At 70.3% G+C, this 21,007-nt stretch carries 14 protein-coding genes and 2 pseudogenes; 9 read left to right on the plus strand and 7 right to left on the minus strand.

Annotated elements, in window-relative coordinates; all coding sequences use genetic code 11:
• Positions 1-148: 148 nt before the first annotated feature.
• Together ACGFZN_RS18785 and ACGFZN_RS18790 are read right to left on the minus strand one after the other, a co-directional pair.
• Positions 149-1,930 carry an FUSC family protein gene (locus tag ACGFZN_RS18785; RefSeq protein ID WP_393859577.1) on the minus strand — a complete coding sequence of 594 codons (1,782 nt, stop codon included), beginning with the start codon at positions 1,928-1,930 and terminating at the stop codon, positions 149-151.
• A gap of 179 nt (positions 1,931-2,109) precedes the next feature.
• Positions 2,110-3,078: a LysR family transcriptional regulator gene (locus ACGFZN_RS18790; RefSeq protein ID WP_393859578.1), complete on the minus strand. Its 969-nt coding sequence runs from the start codon at positions 3,076-3,078 to the stop codon at positions 2,110-2,112.
• 126 nt (positions 3,079-3,204) lie between these two features.
• Between ACGFZN_RS18790 and ACGFZN_RS18795 the strand changes: the two genes are divergently transcribed.
• Positions 3,205-4,908, plus strand: coding sequence for an NAD-dependent malic enzyme (locus ACGFZN_RS18795; RefSeq protein WP_393859579.1), 1,704 nt, complete (start codon positions 3,205-3,207; stop codon positions 4,906-4,908).
• A 22-nt stretch (positions 4,909-4,930) separates the two neighbouring features.
• Complete coding sequence (locus tag ACGFZN_RS18800) at positions 4,931-5,653, plus strand: YoaK family protein (RefSeq protein ID WP_393859580.1); 723 nt, start codon at positions 4,931-4,933, stop codon at positions 5,651-5,653.
• A 9-nt stretch (positions 5,654-5,662) separates the two neighbouring features.
• Here ACGFZN_RS18800 and ACGFZN_RS18805 read toward each other — a convergent pair.
• From ACGFZN_RS18805 to ACGFZN_RS18815, 3 genes and pseudogenes are all read right to left on the minus strand, one after another.
• A pseudogene (locus ACGFZN_RS18805) lies at positions 5,663-5,884 on the minus strand (response regulator transcription factor); the annotation flags it as partial.
• Between the two features lie 328 nt (positions 5,885-6,212).
• A complete protein-coding gene (locus ACGFZN_RS18810) occupies positions 6,213-6,632 on the minus strand; it encodes an SsgA family sporulation/cell division regulator (protein ID WP_393859581.1) in 420 nt (139 codons plus the stop codon).
• 351 nt (positions 6,633-6,983) lie between these two features.
• Positions 6,984-7,466 carry a hypothetical protein gene (locus tag ACGFZN_RS18815; RefSeq protein WP_393859582.1) on the minus strand — a complete coding sequence of 161 codons (483 nt, stop codon included), beginning with the start codon at positions 7,464-7,466 and terminating at the stop codon, positions 6,984-6,986.
• A 1,104-nt stretch (positions 7,467-8,570) separates the two neighbouring features.
• Between ACGFZN_RS18815 and ACGFZN_RS18820 the strand changes: the two genes are divergently transcribed.
• The 6 genes and pseudogenes from ACGFZN_RS18820 to ACGFZN_RS18845 all read left to right on the plus strand — a co-directional run bounded on the left by ACGFZN_RS18820 (position 8,571) and on the right by ACGFZN_RS18845 (position 17,496).
• Complete coding sequence (locus tag ACGFZN_RS18820) at positions 8,571-11,033, plus strand: SpoIIE family protein phosphatase (protein ID WP_393859583.1); 2,463 nt, start codon at positions 8,571-8,573, stop codon at positions 11,031-11,033.
• Between the two features lie 208 nt (positions 11,034-11,241).
• Positions 11,242-13,584: a SpoIIE family protein phosphatase gene (locus ACGFZN_RS18825; RefSeq protein ID WP_393859584.1), complete on the plus strand. Its 2,343-nt coding sequence runs from the start codon at positions 11,242-11,244 to the stop codon at positions 13,582-13,584.
• A 1,069-nt stretch (positions 13,585-14,653) separates the two neighbouring features.
• A complete protein-coding gene (locus ACGFZN_RS18830) occupies positions 14,654-14,857 on the plus strand; it encodes a cold-shock protein (RefSeq protein WP_393859585.1) in 204 nt (67 codons plus the stop codon).
• 348 nt (positions 14,858-15,205) lie between these two features.
• A complete protein-coding gene (locus ACGFZN_RS18835; protein WP_393859586.1) occupies positions 15,206-16,702 on the plus strand; it encodes a DEAD/DEAH box helicase in 1,497 nt (498 codons plus the stop codon).
• A 46-nt stretch (positions 16,703-16,748) separates the two neighbouring features.
• Positions 16,749-17,154 (plus strand): annotated as a pseudogene (locus ACGFZN_RS18840) (CBS domain-containing protein).
• Positions 17,155-17,229: 75 nt separating this feature from the next.
• On the plus strand, positions 17,230-17,496 hold the full coding sequence (locus tag ACGFZN_RS18845) for an SCO5918 family protein (protein ID WP_393859587.1): 267 nt from the start codon (positions 17,230-17,232) through the stop codon (positions 17,494-17,496).
• Positions 17,497-17,564: 68 nt separating this feature from the next.
• Here ACGFZN_RS18845 and ACGFZN_RS18850 read toward each other — a convergent pair whose 3' ends face one another.
• Positions 17,565-17,924 (minus strand): hypothetical protein, encoded by a 360-nt coding sequence (locus ACGFZN_RS18850; protein ID WP_393859588.1) that lies wholly within the window; start codon positions 17,922-17,924, stop codon positions 17,565-17,567.
• Positions 17,925-18,387: 463 nt separating this feature from the next.
• Here ACGFZN_RS18850 and ACGFZN_RS18855 point away from each other — a divergent pair, with 463 nt between their 5' ends.
• Entirely contained in the window at positions 18,388-18,948 is a 561-nt protein-coding gene (locus ACGFZN_RS18855; RefSeq protein WP_393859589.1) for a hypothetical protein, read from the plus strand.
• 761 nt (positions 18,949-19,709) lie between these two features.
• Here ACGFZN_RS18855 and ACGFZN_RS18860 read toward each other — a convergent pair.
• On the minus strand, positions 19,710-21,002 hold the full coding sequence (locus ACGFZN_RS18860) for a cytochrome P450 (protein WP_393859590.1): 1,293 nt from the start codon (positions 21,000-21,002) through the stop codon (positions 19,710-19,712).
• Positions 21,003-21,007 lie beyond the last annotated feature (5 nt).

Raw genomic sequence — 21,007 nt, forward strand, 5'->3', positions numbered from 1 at the left:
TCCCCCGCGCTTTGGTTCACCGAGGCGGTTGCCGCCGACTGCTCTCGCCCGTGAGCGCGAAGTGGGGCCCCGCCGCATGAGGCGTACCTGATCTCTCCATCTGTTCCTTTCGCTCTTACTTCATTTCCCACCGCTGACGGGCAGACGCTCATGGTTCAGATTGCCGATGCCGTGCGTCCCGCTGTTGCCGCGGCCGTCGAGTGCGGCCCGCATGATCTCCTGCGGAGCCTGCGGTGTCGGCCAGAATCTCGGCTGTAACGGCGTCGCAGACCTGCTCGGCGGCTGTGATCGTTGCCTCCCAGTCCGGAAGGGTGCGCTTGGGCGGGAGAGGTTCGGCGCGGGCCTGAGCCGCCGCGCGGCGCGCGTCGGCCAGGCGGCGGTAGGCGGCGCGGCGCAGTGTCTGGCGCTGGGCGGACGTGGCGTTCGGCGCCAGGTCGCGGTAGCGGCGGACGGCGATCAGAGCGGCTTCGGTCTGCGCCGCGGCCCAACTGCCGGCGGAGTCCGGCCACACCAGGAAGTTCGCCACCAGCACGATGGCAGCGGCTAGGGTGGTGTCCAGGATGCGGGTGCCGTACAGCGTCCGATGATCTCCGAGCAGATCGACGAGGACGAAGACGATCCCGGTCAGACCGGTGGTGGCGACGGCATAGTGATGGCGGACGCCTACGGCCATGAGCGCGCCGAAGACCGCCACCGTCCCGACGAGTGCGTACGGGGTGTTGCCGGTCAGCAGGGCAACCGCACCGATCGCGGCGACGCCGACGACCGTGCCGACGCAGCGGTGTACCGCCCGGCGCAGGACGGGGCCGAAGTCAGGCTTGTAGATGAAGGCCACGGTCATGGGCAGCCAGTAACCTCGTGGGCCGTGCAGCAGGACGGCGCTGAGGTGGGCGACGAGGACACAGGCGGAGAGCAGAACGGCGTACCGCTGACGGACGGTCCGACCTGGGCGTGGGCGTGCCGGTACCGACAGGACCACATCCGCGCCGGCTTCCGCGTCGGCTGCCCCGCACAGTTCCACGAGCGCTCGTACCGCGGGTGAGCGCAGGTCGCGCTCGGGTACCGCCTTCTCGGCCGACAAGAGGCCCTGCCCGGTGGCGGTGCTCCTCCCCGCGGGAAGCAGCCGCTCGGCCATCTTCAAGGGAAGGTCGGCCACGTCGGGCGGGAGAGGGCGTCCCTCCCACACGAGCGCCGACACCACCTCGCCGAGGCGAACGGCCAGGCGCAGAGCGTCGAGCAGTCGACTGGTGTCGGGATCTTCCGGCCTATGGCGGGTCGCCGCCGCCAGACCGGGGGCCAAGACGTCGTGCGCGTCGTTGAGCGCCAGCGTCATGGAACGGCGTGCGGCCTCGGCATGCGGGGTGCCGACGGCCATCAGCGCCTGCGCGGCGGCGCGGTACACGGCGCGCACGGAGTCGGACTCGATCCGGTGCCGCCGCCACAGCCACGGGCTCGTGGACAAGAAGGTGACCAGGAGCACTCCGGACAGCAGTGCCAGGGGCGGCTGCCACCAGGGTCCGGACAGGGCGATGCCGCTGCCGACGGTGGTTCCGAGGAGCATGTGCATGCCGGTCACGGAGAGAACGGGGCCACGCAGACTGATCAGTCCCCCGACCACAGCGGTCGAGACCAGACAGCCCGCTACTGCCGCCGTGTGCCCACTGCGCAGCGCCAGTTCCCCGATGAGCAGGCCGAGGGCGCTGGCCAGCCCTACGGCCAGCAGTCGCTGCATGCGCAAGCGGTAGGGGGACGAACCGTCCTGCCCCACACCCCACAGGGCACCGATCCCGGCGAACACGGCCGGAACCATGTGTCCTGTCCACAGCCCGAGCAGGAGGGGAAGAGCCAGAGCGACGACACCGCGCAGGGCGGCGGCGAGCGGAAACCCCGCGCGCGCTGTGCTCAGGGCACGGCGCAGCCATGTGGTCACGGCTGTCCCTGGACGGCGCGACCGCCGGGTCTCTGCTGTGGGTGCCATGGGAGTGGGTCCTGGTTGCCGTAGCGCTGGTCTCATTTCAACGCCCCGCGGTGCGCCCGTCGAGCACGGCCCAGCTCAGTTCGTGACAAGGACGGTCAGCTTGCGGGGCCATGGACCGCCCTGGACACGGATCATCTCGATGTTCGTGGTGGCCGAGGGGCCGGCTTTGGTGTCGTGCCCGCGCCGAGAGCACTCGGGTCGGCTATCTCCTGCTCGGCCACCGCCTCGGCGTGGGCGCGTACGTGGTCCAGGAACCGGGTGGAGTTCGGTGGCAGGGTGCGCGGGGTCAGCCAGGCGATGCCGATGTCCCGGGCCGCCGCCACGTCGGTGACCTGGAGGTACGACGGTCCGCCGGTGGGCGCGGCGGCGTGCGGGCGCGGTACGAGGGCGACGCCCAGCCCGGCCCCGACCAGGCCGCGCAGGGTGGCCACCTCGTCCCCCTCGAAGCCCACCCGGGGGCTGAAACCCGCCTGGGCGCACAGTGCCTCGGTCACCGAGCGCAGGCCCTGTTCGTTCCGCAGCAGGATGAACGGCTCCTCGGCGACCTCGGCCAGCCGCGCCCGTCGGCGCTGGGCCAGCCGGTGCCGGGGAGGTACGGCCAGCCACAGCGGCTCGACCAGCAGACGGCGCCAGGTGATCAGGGGGTGGCCGGGGTCGCCGGCGGTCAGGAGCAGGTCGGCGGTGCCGTCGAGCAGCGCGGCCACGAGGTCGGCCTCACTCCCCTGGCGCAGCTCGAACCGGGAGAGCGGGAAGCGCTCGCGGAAGCCGGTGATCAGCGGGGGCAGCAGCCAGGTGCCCAGCGAGTGCAGGAAGGCCAGCGGGATGAGACCCGCCTCGGGGGCCACCGTCTCGTGGACCGCGCGCAGTCCGCGGTCCAGCCGCTCCAGCGCCGCCTCCGCGTGGTCCTTGAACGCGCGGCCGGCCGGCGTGAGCCGCAGGACGCGCCCCACCTGCTGGAAGAGCTCGGCCCCGACCTCGGTCTCCAGGCGCCGCAGGGCCCGGGAAAGGGCCGGCTGGGTCAGGTGTGCCTCCGCCGCGGCCTGGGTCACCGTGGTGCCGTCCGCCACGGCCACGAAGCAGCGCAGTACCTGCAGGTCCATGCAATCCATGCTATAGGTGCATGAGTTCCCGCGTATTCAGTCATTGGACGCATGGAACTTCCGGCGCCACCCTGGGAGGGACAGGGCGACCGACGGGTCGCGACCCCGGACACGTCTGGAGCGACGATGAGTACCCAGTGGAAGGCCCGCGCCGACCGGTTCGAGACCTCCGCGCGCGGCCGCGCTGTACTGGCCGACCCCCGGCTGAACCGCGGCACGGCGTTCACCGAGCAGGAGCGCCGGGAGCTGGGCCTGGACGGGCTGATCCCGCCCCGGGTCCTGACCCTCGACCAGCAGGCCGACCGGGCGTACGGCCAGTACTCGGCCCAGCCCACCGACCTGGCCAAGCACGTCAACCTCGCGGCCCTGCACGACCGCAACGAGGTGCTGTTCTACCGGCTGCTGAGCGATCACCTCTCGGAGATGCTGCCCATCGTGTACACACCGACGGTCGGTACGGCCATCGAGCGGTACAGCACCGAGTACCGGCGGCCGCGGGGCATCTACCTGTCGGTCGACGCGCCGGAGGACATGGAACGGGCCCTGCGCGCCTCCGGACTGGGCGCCGAGGACGTCGACCTGGTCGTGGCGACCGACGGCGAGGCCATCCTGGGCATCGGCGACTGGGGCGTGGGCGGCATCGACATCTCCGTCGGCAAGCTCGCCGTCTACACGGCCGCCGCCGGCATCGACCCGGCCCGCACGCTCGCCGTCGTCCTCGACGTCGGCACCAACCGCAAGCAGCTCCTCGACGACCCGCTGTACCTGGGCAACCGCCACCCCCGGGTGGACACCCAGACCTACGACGCGTTCATCGAGAGCTACGTCAGCACCGCGGAGCGCCTCTTCCCCGACGCGCTGCTGCACTTCGAGGACTTCGGTCCGGCCAACGCGCGCCGCATCCTCGACCGCTACCGGGGTGAGCACTTCGTCTTCAACGACGACATCCAGGGCACGGGCGCGGTCAACCTGGCCGCCGTACTGTCCGGCGCTCGGGCCAGCGGGACGCCGTTGCCCGAGCACCGGGTCGTGGTCTTCGGCGCCGGTACGGCGGGCATGGGCATCGCCGACCAGCTGCGGGACGCCATGATCGCGGAGGGGCTGAGCCGTCAGGAGGCCACCGCCCGTTTCTGGGCCGTGGACCGCCACGGGCTGGTCACCCAGGACCAGGAGGCTCTGCGCGACTTCCAGGCCCCCTACGCGCGGTCCGCCGACGAGGTCGCCGACTGGCAGCGGGACGAGGAGGTCGGCGGCTACTCGCTGGAGGAGGTGGTGCGCCGGGTGCGGCCCACCGTGCTGATCGGCACCTCGGGACAGGGCGGTGCCTTCACCGAGGGCATCGTGCGGGAGATGGCCGAGCACACTGAGCGCCCGATCGTCCTGCCGATGTCCAACCCCACCCGGCTCGCCGAGGCCGTGCCCTCCGAGCTGCTGGACTGGACCGACGGCCGTGCGCTCGTCGCGACCGGCAGCCCCTTCGATCCGGTGACCAGCGGCGGGGTCACCTACGAGATCGGCCAGGCCAACAACGCGCTCATCTTCCCGGGCCTCGGCCTCGGCGCCGTCGTCGCCCGCGCCACCCGCGTCACCGACTCCATGCTGTCCGCCGCCGCCCACGCCGTCGCCGAGCAGGTGGACCCCACGGAACAGGGCGCCTCGCTCCTCCCTCACACCCGGGACCTGCGGCGCACCTCCGCCGCCGTGGCGGTCGCCGTGGCACGGGCCGCTGCCGAGGACGGCGTCGCCCGCGAGCGGGTGGACGACCGCATCGAGGAGCGGGTGCGGGAGGCCATGTGGGAGCCGGTGTACCGGCCGGTGGTGGCGGTCTGAGGCGCCGGGGACAGGGATCGGCATGAGCGGCGGAACGATCGAACGCGGGCGGGCCACCCGGTTGTTCGCGGCGACGAGGGAACTGGTGGGCCAGGACGACCGGCTGTTGCCGCCGCTGCTGGTGCTGACCCTGCTCAGCGGGGTGGTCGACGCGGTCAGCCTGCTCGGCCTGGGGCATGTCTTCGTGGCCAACATGACGGGCAACCTCGTCCTCGTCGGCCTGTCGCTCGCCGCGTCGCCGGAGTCCTCCGCCACCGGTCCCGTGGTGGCCCTCGGCGGCTTCATCGCGGGTGCCCTGCTGGTGCGCGCGGTGGCACCCCGCCATGTCGACCACCGGTCGCTGCTCGGCGTCTGCGCCGCGCTGGAAGCGGTGCTGTTCGTCGCGGCGGCCCTGAACTGGTCGTACGGCGACGGGAAGACGCTGCCGATCCTGCTGTGCGCGGTGGCGCTGGGCATGCAGAACGCGGCGGTCCGGCGGCTCGGCCTTGAGGGGCTCACCACCACGGTGATGACCAGCACGCTGACCGGCCTGGTCGCGGACCGCGCCGAGGAGCGCACGGCGTCGACGTCGCGCCGACAGACGCTCAGCGTGCTCATCCTCGTCGCCGGTGCCGCGCTGGGCGCGGTGGCCGTGCGGTCGGCGGGCACGCCCGGGACGCTGGCGGCGGTGGCCGTGCTCGCGGTCGTCGTGGCGGTCACCGTGCTCGTGCGCGAATCCGGCACGAGGAGCGGGGCCAGGGCGTGATCCGTGCGCTCAGCTCGCGATGGGCCGGGCCAGGCCGATGCCGTACGCGAAGATCACGGCCTTGACGCGGTCACGGGCGCCGATCTTCGCCAGGGCCCGCCCGACGTGGGTCTTCACGGCGGACTCGGACAGCACGAAGTGGGCGGCGATCTCGCCGTTGGTCCATCCCTTGCCGATGGCCTCGATGATCCCGCGCTCCCACTCGGTGAGCGTGGTGAGCCTCGGGTCCTCGCCGAGGCCGACGATCTGGCTGATGCCGAAGCCCTCCCAAGTCCGCCCGGAATTCAGGACTCGACAGGTATGCCTCCAGCCGCTTCTGCACGTCGTCGGCGTCCTTGTAGGAAACGAGGGCGTACAGCCAGGGGTGCCGCTTCCGGGCGCCGCGGGCACCGTCCGGACGCCGTGGGTGGTGATCCGGTGCTTGGCCATACCGGGAATGTGCTGGACCCAGATCTTCTCCTAGGCGGAGAGCCCGTCGGAGCTGCGCAGGGTGTAGACGCGAAGCTGGTACTGGGACATGACACCGGCTCTCTGACTTCTGAGCACGGAGGGTCGGCGGTCAGCCTCGGGGGAGAAGGTGTGCCAGTTCGGAATCCCAGTCGATGAGTCCGGACTCGGTACCCCGTGGCACCAGAGCCTCCGTGTCCTCGAGGAAGGACGCGAGGTCCCGCACGGGGACCTCGAGCAAGGCGGTGCCTCCGGAGGAACCGAGAGCGATGTAGATCGACTTGTCCCCCCGCCCTGCGGCCGACCAGATCCGGACGTCCGCGTGACCTGCGGAACCCTCCAGACCGTCAGCCAGAAGATCCCGCCCCAGGATCCATTCCACCGGCTCGTCGCTGTGGACGAAAAAGGCGGCACGGACGACGTAGGGATCAGCAGGCTCGTACCGCAGCCGCATGCACAAGGGCTGTGAGTAGGTGCGCGAGACGACGAGCTGCACGGTCACCGCCCGGACCACGGTCCTCGAAGACTCCATGGGCATTCACTCCAAGGGCACCCTCCTTGCCTCGGCCGCGCCCCGGCGCTCGTGGCGACAAGCACGCATCGGATCAGGAGGTGTTCAGCAGGGCCCGGGCGCCGGACGGCATCGGCGGACCGCGCGGGTCGTGGCGTCGCGGCAGGTGGGCGACGCGCGCCTGTGGCTCGAGGTGGTGCCGCGGGCGCGTTCAGAGGGGAGCGGGAGCAGGGAGCAGGCCCTCGCTCGATCACCCGCCCGGGCGGCGGGCAGGGGACCGCTGATCCGTGACCAGCGGTAGCATCCCTGCCGCCGACAGGCATCAAGGCGGGGGGGCACAGCCTCCGCTCAGGGGTACAGGCGGGACCCGTCCTACCGGTCACCGTGGTTCCGGTCGTAGTGGTCCCATCCGTAGTAGTCCCAGCCACCGTGGTTCCGGTCGTAGTGGTCCCAGGTGAAGTAGTCCCGGTCACCGCGGTTCCAGTCACGGTGGTCCCAGCACCGGCCGTCGCTCTCGTAGCGGTTCCAGTCGAGTCGGTAGGACCTGTCGGACTTCCACTCGCGCCGTTCGTCGTCCCAGCGGTAGCAGCGACCGTCGCGGCTGTGCCAGAGGGAGCCGGCGACATGGTCGTCGTGGTGCCAGCCACGCCTTCCGTCCCAGCAGTAGCCCCGCTCGATCAGGTGACCCACGCCGTGGTCCCAGCGGTAGTCGGTGAGGTTGACCTCGCTCGACCGCTGGACGTGCACGGAGGCGGGAGTCGCGGCCGAAGCGGTGCCCCCGGCACCGACAACGGCGACACTCGCGACCGCCACGGAGGAAACGGCGACAGCAATCCGCTTCGTGAGCTTCTTCATGATCTTTCCTTCCGGTTGGTGCGATCTGCACCAACGGCTGGTTTTGCAGGCGATGTAAGGCGCCTGGCGTTGTGTGGCGTTGTCCGTCAAGCAGTTCCATACGTTGTATGGAATCACCCCGCCAGGATAACCATACGACGTATGGAAATGGGAAGGCGGTGCGCAGTGACTCGGCTCACCCGGACCACCTGGCCGAAGGAGGCACACCCGAACGCTTCTCGGCAACTGGGCCGCCATTGTCGGGAGTTCACCTGCTTTTCCCCCACCCTGCCGGCCCGAATACCAGCTCTCGATCACAAGGCGTGCGGGGACTCGGCCCTGGCCCGATGCGGGAGAGGAGGGGGCTGCGACGCCGGAGGTGTTCGAGCTGCTCGGCGGGGAGGGGCTGCTGTACGCCACGGTTGTGCCCGACGATCGGCGGCACCCTGTCCAAGCTGGCCGCCGTCATGCAGCGCAACCACGGTGCGGACCTGCGCACGGAGGTGACGGTCACCGGCCTTGAACGGCAACGGCAGCTGCACCGGTGCGCAGCTGTCCGACGGCAGCCGCGTCGAGGGGTGTGTGTCGTGGCGCTGGGGGTGATCCGCAGCGTGGAGTGGGTGGCGGAGTCGGGGTCTGCCCGGTACGGGGGCGGCTCTTCGGCGACGCGATGCTCCGCGGTCCCCGCCAGCCGCCCATCCACCTGTGAAGCCGAGAGGGCGCGGCGTTGTCAGGCTACGGCGGGAGGGGGGCGCCGTACGCTGCCGCGGACTTCGCCTGCGAGATGCCGAGCGTGGGCGGGAGCTTCCCGGTCGTGCCGTCCCAGGCTTGCCCGCGCTGCGGCGAGGCGCTGAGTCGCAGGCGCGGGGGCGAGGAGCTGTGCCCGATCCCCGGCTTGCGGGCGTTCGTCCCACAGTCCTGATCGTTCAATCAATACCGACCGAGGCACTTGACGATGAAAGGATTAGGTCTGACTATTTCATCATAAATGGGCAGAATGTCGCATCAGACACGTGCCCCACGTGTGCCGCTCAACCGGACAACGCCGTTCACCACCGCTGCACACAGGACGCCGCGCCACGTGCCGACGCCCTCTTCACCTCCGCACCGATGGGACGAACCGCGATGACCCACACCACTCAGACCGCCCTCGCCGAGCCGGCGTGCCCCCGTGAGATGCCCGACGCCGCGCTAGCGGTCGTCGATGCCGAGGGCACGGTGGTGGGGTGGACACAGGCAGCGCAGCAGCTTGTGGGGTATGCGGCCGGGGAGGTGGTGGGCCGGTCCGCCGTACACGTGCTGCCGCCCCCCGAGGAGGCCCCGAGCGCCTCGGCGTTCGCCGAACAGTGCCGTGCGCGGGGTGGCTGGTCGGGGACGGCGGCGATCCGCCACCGCGGCGGCCGCACGCTCAGGGTGACGCTGCACATCTCGTTGTTGTGGGGGCAGGATGCGGGCAGCCGGTGGCTGGTGTCCGTGACCGAGATAGGGTCCCTGTCCTCGGGCGCGACCGGACGGCCGGTGCGGGAATCACTCCTTGCCCGAGCCCCGATCGGCATCGTCGTCTATGACACGCGGCTGCGCTGTGTCTGGGTGAACGACGCCATGGAGCGTCACGACGGCGTGCCTCGTCACCGGCGCTTCGGGCGCGGCCTGAAGGACTCGCTGCCCGCCATCGAGGCTGAAGCCCTCGAGGTCGTGATGCGGCAGGTGCTGGAGAGCGGTACCACGACGGTGCACGAGTACCGGGCGTGGCCGCCTGCGGATCGGCGCCGTGAGCATGCGTTCTCGGCCTCGTTCTTCTGCCTCCAGGGCGCGGACGGCGAGCCTCTGGGCGTGTGTTCCATGACCGTGGACGTGACCGGGAACAGGCGTGCGCGTGAGCGCCTCGCCATCCTCAGCGAGGCCGGCACGCACATCGGGAGCACCCTCGACGTGATGCGGACCGGGCAGGAACTGGCCGAGCTGGCCGTACCGTTGCTGGCCGACCACGCTCTCGTCGATCTGGTGGAGTCTGTTCCGTTCGGCGTCGAGCCGTCGGCACGGATCGGCACAGCGAGTGGCCGTCCGCCGCTGCTGCGCCGTGCCGGTGTGGCCTCCGTCGACCTGGGTGTCCTGGAGCTGCCGTGGGTGCGTGAAGAGGTGGTCCACGCCCACCCGGACTCGCCGTTCACCGCCGCCGTGCGTACGGGGAGGTCCTACCTGGAGCCGGTGCTGGACACCCGTTCAGGTCCCTGGGTCGACCACGATCCGGTGCGGGCGCAGAAGGTGCGTGACAGCGGCATCCACTCCTTGATGGTCGTACCCATCCGTGCGCGGCGCTGCGTGCTGGGCCTGGCGCTGTTCGGCCGTTCCGCGGAGCAGACGCCGTTCCAGGAGGACGACCTGCTCCTCGCCGAGGAGCTGGTCACCCGCGCCGCGCTTTGCCTGGACAACGCGCTCCAGTACGCCCGTGAACGCACAGCCGCCCTCACGCTGCAACGCGACCTGCTGCCCCATCGGGTGCAGGGCGGTGCGGCCGTCGAGGTCGCCTCGCGCTATGTGCCGGCCGACATGGATCACGGCGTGGGGGGTGACTGGTTCGACGTGATCGAGTTGTCCGGTGCCCGGGTGGCCCTCGTCGTCGGCGATGTGGTCGGACACGGCATCAACGCCGCGGCGACCATGGGCAGGCTGCGCACCGCCGTGCGCACCCTGGCCGACCTGGACCTGCCCCCGGACGACCTGCTGGCACACCTCGACGACACGGTCCGACGGCTGAACGACGAGGACGGCGACGACTCCGGCCAGGCCCCCGCGGTGGTGGGCGCCACCTGTCTATACGCCGTCTACGACCCGGTCACCCGGCGGTGCACGATGGCGCGGGCTGGACATCCGCCGCCCCTGATCGTCGGTGCACAGGGCGGGGTCACCGTCCCCGACCTGCCTGCCGGAGCCCCGCTCGGCCTTGGTCTCGGCCTGGTTCCCTTCCAGTCCGCTGAACTGGAACTGCCCGAGGGAAGTGTGATCGCTGTCTACTCCGACGGGCTGGTGGAGTCCCGCGACGAGGACATCGACGTCGGCCTGGACCGTCTGGGCGCCGCCCTGGCACAGCCGGGCGTGTCCTTGGAGGACATGTGCTCGCGAGTGATGGAGACCTTGCACAGGCACACGCCGGCCGACGACGTCACCTTGCTCCTTGCCCGGACCCGCGCGCTCGAGCCCGCTCAGGTCGCCTCCTGGGACCTGCCGAACGAACCGGTCACCGTCCCGACAGCCCGGCGCCTTGCCGCCCGTCAGCTCAGGGAATGGGGTCTGGAGCCGCTCGTGACGCCCGTGGAGTCGATCGTCAGCGAGCTGGTCACCAATGCCATCCGCCACGGCGACGGCCCCCGCCGCCTACGGCTCATCCAGCACCGGGTGCTGACGTGCGAGGTCTCCGACAGCAACACAGGCCAGCCACGCCCCCGCCATCCCCACACGCTCGACGAGCACGGCCGCGGCCTCCACCTGGTCGCGCAGCTCTCGCGCCGGTGGGGCTCCCGCTCCGCAACGGACGGCAAGGTCGTCTGGGCCGAACATGACCTGCCCTCCCCGGCCGGTGCCCGGTGACCCGTCGGCGAGCCGGGCGGCCGCCGGCGAACGTCCGCGCATGCCGGTATCCCGTAGCAGCAGGCTCTCACCAGGAAGCCAGAGACATGGACCACCCAGTGAACGAGACATGGACCACCCGGTGAACCGTGAAAGCGCCGCACCGGCAGGCGCCTCCCCAGCAGCGACGAGCGACTCCGGCGCCCGTCCCGGCGGAAGCGTCTCCGCCTTGGACGGCCTGGCAGCCGCGGTGCTCGACGATCGAGGCGTGGTGGTGGGGTGGACCGGGACGGCAGAGGATCTGACGGGGTTCGCCGCCGCCGACGTCCACGGCCGCCCCGTGCGGGAACTGGTGGCCGACCTCCCGGACGACCTGAGCGGGGCCCCACACGTGCCGGCATTCGGCCGGGTACGCCTGCGGCACCGGTGCGGCCACACCGTCGACGTCACTTTCCGGACCACAAGGCTGGGCACCTCGGCGGAGTTCCTCGTGCTGGCGGCGGCCACCCGTCACGTCGCCGACCATCAGCACGGCGCGGCCCTCCTGCGCGCCCTGTCCGCACAGCACCGGATCACCATCGCCCTGCACGACACGGACCTCACCACCGTGCAGACGAATGCCACGCAGGACGCTCTCTACGGCCGTCCGGTACAGCCCGGCACCCGGCTGCACGACGTGCTGTGCGCCGAGGACGCCGAGAACCTCGAGGCGGTACTGCGCCAGGTACTCGAGACGGGGGTCCCGGTGGTCCACAGGAGCCGGCAAGTGAGCCTGCGGCACCGGCCGGCGCGGCGGCACGCGCTGGCCCTGTCCGCCTTCCGCCTGGAGGACCCGCGTGGACGTCCCACCGGGGTCGCAGCCCTGTACATCGACGACACTGAGCTGCGCGCCCGCCGGCAGCTGGATCTCGCCCGCGAGGTCGCCGAGCGGGTGGGGGGCTCCCTGGACGTCGTGCGCACCGCGCAGGACCTCGCGGACGTACTCGTACCCGCTTTCGGCGAACTCGCCGCGGTCGACCTCGCGCAGTCCGTCTTCTACGGTGACGAGCCCGCCGAGCTGCTGGGCGGCGGAGATCTGCGTCTGCGCAACGCGGGCCTGGCGCCCGCTGCCGCAGCATGGCCCGCCGGCATCGAGCACGGCAACCTGGTCTCCCCGCCGTCCGACCACCCCCTCCTGCGCAGCTTCCAGCACGGCGAGACAGTCGTCTGCGGCCGGGACGACTTCGCCGCCCTGCTCGGTGGCCCGCACCTGGCCGAACACCTCATCCCGCACGACGCCCACACGGTGATGGCGGCCCCCCTGCACGCCCGCGGCCTCACCCTCGGCGCGATCGTGGTCTGGCGCACCGGCCTGTCCCAACCCTTCACCGAGGACGAGACGGACCTGATGCGGCAGATCGCCTCGCGGGGAGCACTCGCCATCGACAACGCCCGCCGCTACACGCGCGAGCACCGGGCGGCCATGGCCCTGCAGCAGAGCCTGCTTCCCCCGGCCACGACCGACACACCGGCAGCCGAGACCGCCGGCGTCTACCGGCCCCCAAGCAGAGGAGCGGGCACCAAGGGCGACTGGTACGACGCCATCGCCCTGCCCTCCCTCCGCCTCGCCCTCGTCGCCGGAGACGTGGTCGGCCACGGCATCCCCGCAAGCGCCACCATGGGCCGCCTGCGCGCCGCCATCCAGACACTCGCTGACCTCGAACTGGAACCGGACGAGGTGCTCACCCGTATCGCGGACCTGGTCCAGCGGCTTGCGGCCGAAGCACCGTCCGACGAACACGACACCGTCGGCGCCACCTGCCTGTACGCGGTCTACGACCCGGTCACCCGACGCTGCGCCATGGCCAGTGCCGGACACCCGCCACCCGTCCTGGTCCGGCCCGACGGGACCGCCGAAGCAGTCGACATCGTCCCCGGACCACCACTCGCCGTCAGCGGCATGCCGTACGAGACCACCACGGTCGACCTCGAGCCGGGCAGCGTTCTCGCCCTCTACACCGACGGCCTGGTCGATCGAAGGGCGGACGACGGCATCGACGGCGGGCTGCGACGGCTGACCCATGCGCTCACCACCTCCCATCGCTCGAACCGCACTCTGGACGAGACCGGCCGGGCGATCGTCGCCGACCTGGTGGACGAAGAAGCGCGTGACGACGCGACCCTGCTACTGGCCCGCACCCGCGCCGTGCCCGCGGAGGACACCGCTCATTGGCAGATCCCGGCCGATCCGGCAGCCGTCTCCCAGGCCCGGGCATGGACGACCCGCCAACTCACCCGCTGGGGACTGGACAACCTGCTCTTCACCACCGAACTCATCGTCAGCGAGCTGGTCACCAACGCGATCCGCCACGGTCGCCCACCGGCGGAGCTGCGACTGATCCGCCACAACGTCCTGATCTGCGAGGTCACCGACTCCAGCAGCACCCAGCCACGCCTGCGCCGCGCCCGCACCACCGACGAGGGCGGACGCGGCCTGTTCCTCGTCGCCCGACTCGCCGAGCGCTGGGGCTGCCGCCATGGCCAGAACCACAAGACGATCTGGTCCGAACAGCCCATATCGCGCGCTCACTGATCCCGCCCCGAGCTCGGCGTCTCGAGTGAGCGGGCCGCAGCCTGCGAGGCGAATCGGTGTAGATGGTTCAGCCCCCCGTATGAGGAAAGAGCAGTCGGCCGTGACGCTCGTTTGACGCTCCGGATGCCCGCCCACCGCGCGGCGAGTCGAAAAACCACGTCTGACCTGCCCTTTTTCGTGGCGGGCGCAGGCCGACATGTTCCCGATGACGCACCATGTGGAGTGCGTGGCTGTTTTGGAGCCTGCTGCAAAGGGGCTCTGACCTGCCGTTTCCTGATTTCCCAGGGTCTGGGCAGGTGGCGTCGACATGTTTCGTTGTGTGCATGACGTGGAGCAGGTGGCGTGCCAGACGTATGCCTCCTGACCTGCGGCTTCCATCGGTGACGGGGAAGGTGGGTGCGTGGTGCTCCCGATTGCGCAGGGTCCGCGCAGGCACTGTGTGGTTCGGGCGTCGAGCCGGGCGGCGATCGGATGAGGGCCGGCCACTCTGATGAGAGCCTCCGGGCCTCCGAGTGCGGCATCGTTGAGGCGGTGCTCTCCGATCAGAGCGCTGACGAGGCCGGAACCCGGTTCCGGGCGCTCGGTTCCGCTTGGGGCGCCGTGCCGCGACGGCCACGAAAGCGGTAGCGAGCATCCGGCCAGGCGGTATGGCCGCTCCCGTGCGCGTGCCGGAGACGGCCGTGACGCTTGCCGGCGCCACCCTGATCTCCACGCCCGCCCGCACCACCCCTTGCAGGCAGCAGCCGTTACGGTGGGCGCGCCCAGATGCTTACGTTCCGGCTGGGTCAATATCTGTGCCCGCGAGCTGAGATTTCAACGGGGCACGCTGATACATTCTCCGCCGCATTACGTGGAGTGGGTTTCTTCACCGTACACAGGCCGCTGCGGCGTGCTACTGTCGATGTCAGTTGCAGTTGTGGTTCCCAAAACTTCAAGTGCTCACCGGGCGGCACCTGTGCCACTGGAAGCGCTTTTGTTATCCGGTCTTTTTCCGGGCGGGGTGATCATCGCGGCGACACGGAGTCCGTGACGTGCGGATCCCGGTGCACTGCCCCAAAGGAGAAACGACATGGCTGCTGGTACCGTCAAGTGGTTCAACGCGGAAAAGGGATTCGGCTTCATCGAGCAGGACGGTGGCGGCGTCGATGTGTTCGCCCACTACTCGAACATTGCCGCCCAGGGCTTCCGTGAGCTGATCGAGGGCCAGAAGGTGACCTTCGACATCGCGCAGGGCCAGAAGGGCCCGACGGCCGAGAACATCGTTCTCGCCTGACGCTGACTGTCGCGTACTTGTAGCTGGGGCCCGCGTCCTTCGGGGTGCGGGCCCCAGCTGCTCGCATTTTCCCGCAGTGGTCTCGCCTGCGGACGACAATCAGGAAACCCGTAGGCTCGCCGCATACGGGGCATTCTTCGGGGGCGGACGCGCCTCTTCATAGCTTCATCGCGGTGGACTCCCGAACATGGCGTCCGTTCCGCGTCACTCATTCCAGCTTCTGTGCCCGCACGGATTCTCCGTGGGTCAGATTCGCTCTCGCATTCTACCGGTCCATTCTTGCAATTCTCTGTGCTGCTGATCGCTGCGGGAATTCCTTGATATGTGCCGCATCGAGGAAGGTTCCGCATGAACGGCACACGCACGAACGACCGTTTCACCCGCACCCGTAACGGCAGTGCCGAATCCGGAAGGGGTGGCAGTCGATTCGGTTCGTCGGCCAGGAGCCGCTCCGCCGGGTCGAGCCGTTCCGGTGGTTACGGCCGCCGGCCGGCCGCGGTCCAGGGGGAGTTCGCGCTGCCCAGGACGATCACTCCCGCCCTCCCCGCCGTGGAGGGCTTCGCCGGTCTCGACATGCCCAGGGAGCTGCTGGGCGCGCTCGGCTCGCAAGGCGTGACCGTACCCTTCCCGATCCAGGCCGCGACCCTGCCGAACTCCCTCGCCGGCCGGGACGTACTGGGCCGTGGCCGCACCGGCTCCGGCAAGACCCTCGCCTTCGGGCTGGCGTTGCTGGCTCGTACGGCCGGGCAGCGCGCCGAGGCCAGGCAGCCGCTGGGGCTGATCCTCGTACCCACGCGTGAGCTGGCGCAGCAGGTCACCGACGCGCTCGCCCCGTACGCCCGCTCCGTGAGGCTGCGGCTGGCCACGGTGGTGGGCGGAATGCCGATCGGCAGGCAGGCGAGCGCGCTGCGCGGTGGCGCCGAGGTCGTCGTCGCCACGCCGGGACGCCTCAAAGACCTCATCGACCGTGGCGACTGCCGGCTGGACCAGGTTTCCATCACCGTCCTCGACGAGGCCGACCAGATGGCCGACATGGGCTTCATGCCGCAGGTCACCGCCCTCCTCGACCAGGTCCGCCCCGAAGGCCAGCGCATGCTGTTCTCCGCCACTCTCGACCGCAACGTCGACCTGCTCGTGCGCCGCTACCTCAGCGACCCCGTCGTGCACTCCGTCGACCCCTCGGCCGGCGCGGTCACGACGATGGAGCACCACGTGCTCCACGTTCACGGCGCCGACAAGCACACGGCCACCACCCAGATCGCCGCCCGCGACGGCCGCGTGATCATGTTCCTCGACACCAAGCACGCCGTCGACGGCCTCACCGAGCACCTCCTGAACAGCGGAGTACGGGCCGCCGCCCTGCACGGCGGGAAGTCGCAGCCGCAGCGCACCCGCACGCTGGCACAGTTCAAGACCGGACAGGTCAACGTACTGGTGGCGACCAACGTCGCGGCGCGCGGCATCCATGTCGACAACCTCGACCTCGTCGTCAACGTCGACCCGCCGACCGACCACAAGGACTACCTCCATCGTGGCGGCCGTACCGCCCGCGCAGGAGAGTCCGGCAGTGTCGTCACGCTGGTCACCCCCAACCAGCGCCGAGGCATGACCCGCCTCATGGCAGCGGCCGGCATCGTCCCGCAGACCACCCAGGTCCGCGTCGGCGAAGAGGCCCTGCACCGCATCACCGGCGCCCGGACCCCCTCCGGCGTCCCGGTCGTCATCACCGCACCGGTGGTCGAACGCCCCAAGAAGCGCGGCGCCACCTCACGCGGCCGACGCCGCCCCGTCTCGGCGGCCCGCCGCGCGCCCGCATGGCAGTCCACCGCCGGTACGGCGGCATAGGACCGTTCGCGACAGGAAGCCCGCCCAACTCCGCAGGAGGCACCCTTTGACGCTGGACCAGACGCAGTTCCACCAGACGAGCGCCCACCCTGCGCACGGCACGGAGGCCGACATCCTGGACGCGGCCGGACCGCAGGTCTGGGAGGACATGACCGTGGAGGTGGCACTGTCCGTGATGGCCGCTGCCCGTACAGGTCATCTGGCGGTCTGCGACGAGGACGGTCTGTGCACCGGCCTGGTCACCCGGACCGGGCTCACGGCCGTTCGTGACGGCTCCGGATACACGGACCGCATCCGCCTGCGTGACATCGCCGACGTCATCGGGCCCTTCGCCTCACCGCTGACCACCGGGACCGAAGCCGAACGTGCGACGCACCGCCGTCGGCTCGGGGAGCCGCCCGTGGTCGACGAACACGGCAACGCTCTGGGCGTCCCTCGCCCTCTCCCGCTGAACCGCCCTCACCCCACCCGGCTTCGTCTTCTCTTCCCCCTGGAGCCATCATGCGCTGTGTCATCGCCCGCTATCGATGAAGGGCGTCACACCCGAGCCGGTCACCGGTGAGTTCGTCATCATCGGACGACGCCACTACCCCGCCAAGCAGGTCGGCCAGGTCATCACCCGCCAGGACCGGCGCGATTTCAGCGCCGGCGAAGTCCTCAAGGCCATGACCCGACTCGGCTTTACCTGCCGCACCCCCCCTACCGCCGCATCTGCGTCCCTGGCCGGCCCGTACGGGCCGGCTTCCGCAACGCTCGGCACTCTCCCTGCCCGCCTGACTTACGGACAGGTGTGAACCGAACAGAGCAGTGAGGCCCCACCGGCGTGCCGGTGGAGCCTCACTGTGCGCTGTGGGTCGGCGGGTCAGTGATCGGAGTAGCTGACGTCGCCCACGGTCCAGGCACTGACGTCCTCGATCGCGACGCGGTACATCCCGCCCGTCTCCGGGATCCCCACCGTACCCTGCAGGATCCGGGCGACGTGGAAATGCAGATGCTTGGGCGGCCCGTCGTTCCTCGCGGGGGTGTCGAAGACGACGGAGAACGCGCCCAGGTCGGCGGAGTCCGTCAGCACCTCGGACACCCTCTGCCTCCACTTGGCTTCCGGAGCCAGCCGACCGGTGATGACAGCACCACTGGTGACCACGGTCAGGGACATCTGATTACTCTGCCCGGACTCCACGAGGGCGGCTATCGCAACGAGCAGCTCGTCAGGCTTCGGCATGGGATCGGATTCTATGCACCGGCCTGCCCGGGCGGGTGCAGCGGTGGCGCAACCGGGCGAGACGGGCGCACACGGCTCCCCTGATGCCGCACTACAGGTCAGGGGGTGCGCATGTGCGGCCGCTGCGAGCCAGGGGCGTGCTTCGAGGCATTGAGCGGCTGCCGTTCGGCTGCGGCAGGTCTTCGTTGAACGCTTGTGCTGTATCGCGTGCGTCGGCAACGGCTGCGTGGAACGGGGCAGCTGTGGCGTTGACGGACACGAGGCACAACTTCCCGTCCTGTCTCGTTCTTCTGGGCATCATCGGCAACCATCCGATCATGCTAAGAGCCTGCCCGTGACAGCCCTGTCGAGGTCGGTCTCGCCACCAACTGGGCGTGCGGAAGCCGTGTAAGCCGCCTGGCCATGGGAAGGACCAAGGTTCCCAGAGCGCGCATCTCCGCCCGCCTACGCCCAAGGACCGCCGATGCTTCCCGAGTTCCCCTCCCACGTATCCGCCCCCCTCACAGATCAGCTGGAACAAAAATTGGGGCTGCACTCGCAGTTCGAGACCGGCCGTTTCGACGTGGAGCGTGTCGCCGGCATCGCCGTCCTCGCGGCGGCCCACTCCGACGGCTACGCGGCCACCGCTCATCTCCTCGGACTGCTCGCCGCGCTCCCCGCCCCCACCGATGCGGGAGAACGCTTCTGGTCGAACCTGTGGAGATCCTCGGGCACCGCCTACATGCTGCCGGCCCATATCAAGGACCTGGTGCTGCGCGCGCTGGCCGGAGAGGGAACCGGACTGGCCGGACAGATCCTCTCGGCCGTCGACGAGATGACGCCTGCCCAGCGGGTTGCGGCCGCAGAGGTGATCGGCCAGGCGCTCGCCGAGTCCGACCACCTCCCTGACCTCAAGACACAGGTCATCGGCGAACTCTGGCTCCGGGACCTGGAACTCACCGCCTGGCGTGTCCTTCACGCGGCCCACAAGTCGCCCGATGCGGCCGGACGTGACGCCTTCATCGAAGCATGGACGAGTGTCTGACCCCGTCGGAGCCGGCACACACACAAGCATCCGAATGATTCGTCATGGCACGGCTGCGGCCCCTGGGCGCACGGGCTTGCCACACTGTCCCGGTTGCTGAGCACCGACGATGACACTGTGCCGACCTGGGCACAGGCGGCCGCCGACCTCGCCTCGACCCGAACGTGAGGGGCAGCGGTTTGACAGCCGCCCTCGCGGGGCCCTCTCGATGCCGCAGGTACCAAGGTCTCGCCGTAGCCGATGAGACGCACACGCCCGGCTTCCTGGTCACCGCTCCCTTCGACGGCATGGAGTCGAGTGGCAGCGCGCCTGCACGGACGCCATGATCGCCGCCCAGCCGAGGGACGGCGGGTACCGGGGGCAACGTCGGAACACACTTCCGGCATCAGGCGCCTTGCTCGCCAGGACCGGCCCATTGTTCTGGCGCTCGGCGCTCTCCGCCCGTCCTTCGACGCCCGCACCCTGGATTCGCTCGCGATCGACCACCACACCCTGGTCTTGGACTTGGCGGCTTTCGCGGAGCTGACCGCTGGCGAGTCGGCCGACGCCGCGTTGAGGCGTTGATCGCGAACACCGTCATTGATCGCCCCGCTCCTGCCGGGAGCGCGACGTGATCGCGCAGGTGGCCTCGGTGCCGCCGGCCTGACCCGGTGCGTGCTCGAGGCCGTGGCCCGGCCCATCTGGGACACGGCCTCGAGCGCGGGGAGACTGCTGCCGCCGGAGCGCGGGGCCGACCGCCCCGCCGCACCGGTGCCCGTGCCTCAGGCGAGGGTGACCTCGACCGGGAGCTTCTTGATGCCGTTGACGAAGTTGGAGCGCACGCGCGGGACGTCGCCGACGAGGCGGACGTCCGCGAGGCGGGGGATGAGTTCCTCGAACATGATGCGGATCTCGGTGCGGGCCAGCAGGTTGCCCAGGCACAGGTGGGGGCTGCCCTTGCCGAAGGTGACGTGGTCGTTGTCCTGGCGGGTGACGTCGAAGTCGTAGGGGTTGCCGAAGACGTCCTCGTCGCGGTTGCCGGAGGCGAACCACATGACGACCTTGTCGCCCTCCTTGATGTGCTTGCCGCCGAGTTCGACGTCCCGCGTCGCGGTGCGGCGGAAGTGGTAGACGGGGGAGGCCCAGCGCAGGAACTCCTCGACCGCGGTGGGGATGAGGGAGGGGTCCTCCTGGAGGCGGGCGAGCTGTTCGGGGTGCTGGAGGAGGGCCAGCATGGAGTGGGTGATGGTGTGGCGGGTGGTCTCGTTGCCGGCGACGACCAGGAGCAGGAAGTAGTTGTCGAAGTCCTGGGCCGACAGGGGCACACCGTCGCGGGGGGTCTCGTTGACCAGGCGGGAGATCAGGTCGGTGCCGTTGCCGCCGCGCCGCTGCCGGGCGAGCTCGCGGCCGTACTCGAAGACCTCCAGGGAGGCGGGGGAGCGGAAGGGCAGGTCGCGGTACTTCTCGCTCTCCTCGCTGTGCAGGAGCACGTCGGAGTAGTCGGGGTCGGTGTTGCCGATGATGCGGTTGCCCCAGTCGATGAGCTGCTGGTTGTCCTCCGGGGGGACGTCGAGGAGGCGGGCGAGGACGTTGATGGGGAAGTCGGCGGAGACCTCCTTGACGAAGTCGAAGGTGCCCTTGGCCAGGGCAGCGTCCAGGGTGGTGGCGGTCAGTCCGCGCAGGAAGTCGGCGTAGCTGTTGATGACGCTCGCGCCGAACTGCCGCTGGAGCAGGCTGCGCAGGGCGCGGTGGCGGACGCCGTCCAGCTCCAGGATGGAGGCGCGCTTCTTGATCTGGTCGTCGTCGACCTCTTCGAGGTTGACGAACCTCGTGGAGGTGAAGGTCTCGGCGTCGCGGTCGACACGGGCGATGTCGGCGTGCCGGGTCACGGACCAGAAGCCGGAGTTGGGCGCCTCCTCGGGCTGCCAGTGGACGGGGTCCTCGTGCCGCAGCGTGTGGAACATGCGCCAGGGGGTGACGCCGTCGGTGAAGTTGTCGAGGTTCGCGAGGTCGACGTCGGCCAGCGGCAGCGGCTCGCGCACGGCCTCGGTGAGGGACTGGGCGGTGGTGGTCATGGGGT

The sequence above is a fragment of the Streptomyces sp. NPDC048192 genome, assembly GCF_043202415.1.
GTDB lineage: Bacteria > Actinomycetota > Actinomycetes > Streptomycetales > Streptomycetaceae > Streptomyces.

Coding starts and splice junctions, on each gene's coding strand:
- ACGFZN_RS18790 (WP_393859578.1), bottom strand. CDS start 3,078: ATGGACCTGCAGGTACTGCGCTGCTTCGTGGCCGTGGCGGACGGCACC.
- ACGFZN_RS18820 (WP_393859583.1), top strand. CDS start 8,571: ATGACCCACACCACTCAGACCGCCCTCGCCGAGCCGGCGTGCCCCCGT.
- ACGFZN_RS18855 (WP_393859589.1), top strand. CDS start 18,388: ATGCTTCCCGAGTTCCCCTCCCACGTATCCGCCCCCCTCACAGATCAG.
- ACGFZN_RS18815 (WP_393859582.1), bottom strand. CDS start 7,466: ATGAAGAAGCTCACGAAGCGGATTGCTGTCGCCGTTTCCTCCGTGGCG.
- ACGFZN_RS18800 (WP_393859580.1), top strand. CDS start 4,931: ATGAGCGGCGGAACGATCGAACGCGGGCGGGCCACCCGGTTGTTCGCG.
- ACGFZN_RS18810 (WP_393859581.1), bottom strand. CDS start 6,632: ATGGAGTCTTCGAGGACCGTGGTCCGGGCGGTGACCGTGCAGCTCGTC.
- ACGFZN_RS18860 (WP_393859590.1), bottom strand. CDS start 21,002: ATGACCACCACCGCCCAGTCCCTCACCGAGGCCGTGCGCGAGCCGCTG.
- ACGFZN_RS18830 (WP_393859585.1), top strand. CDS start 14,654: ATGGCTGCTGGTACCGTCAAGTGGTTCAACGCGGAAAAGGGATTCGGC.
- ACGFZN_RS18845 (WP_393859587.1), top strand. CDS start 17,230: ATGAAGGGCGTCACACCCGAGCCGGTCACCGGTGAGTTCGTCATCATC.
- ACGFZN_RS18835 (WP_393859586.1), top strand. CDS start 15,206: ATGAACGGCACACGCACGAACGACCGTTTCACCCGCACCCGTAACGGC.
- ACGFZN_RS18850 (WP_393859588.1), bottom strand. CDS start 17,924: ATGCCGAAGCCTGACGAGCTGCTCGTTGCGATAGCCGCCCTCGTGGAG.
- ACGFZN_RS18795 (WP_393859579.1), top strand. CDS start 3,205: ATGAGTACCCAGTGGAAGGCCCGCGCCGACCGGTTCGAGACCTCCGCG.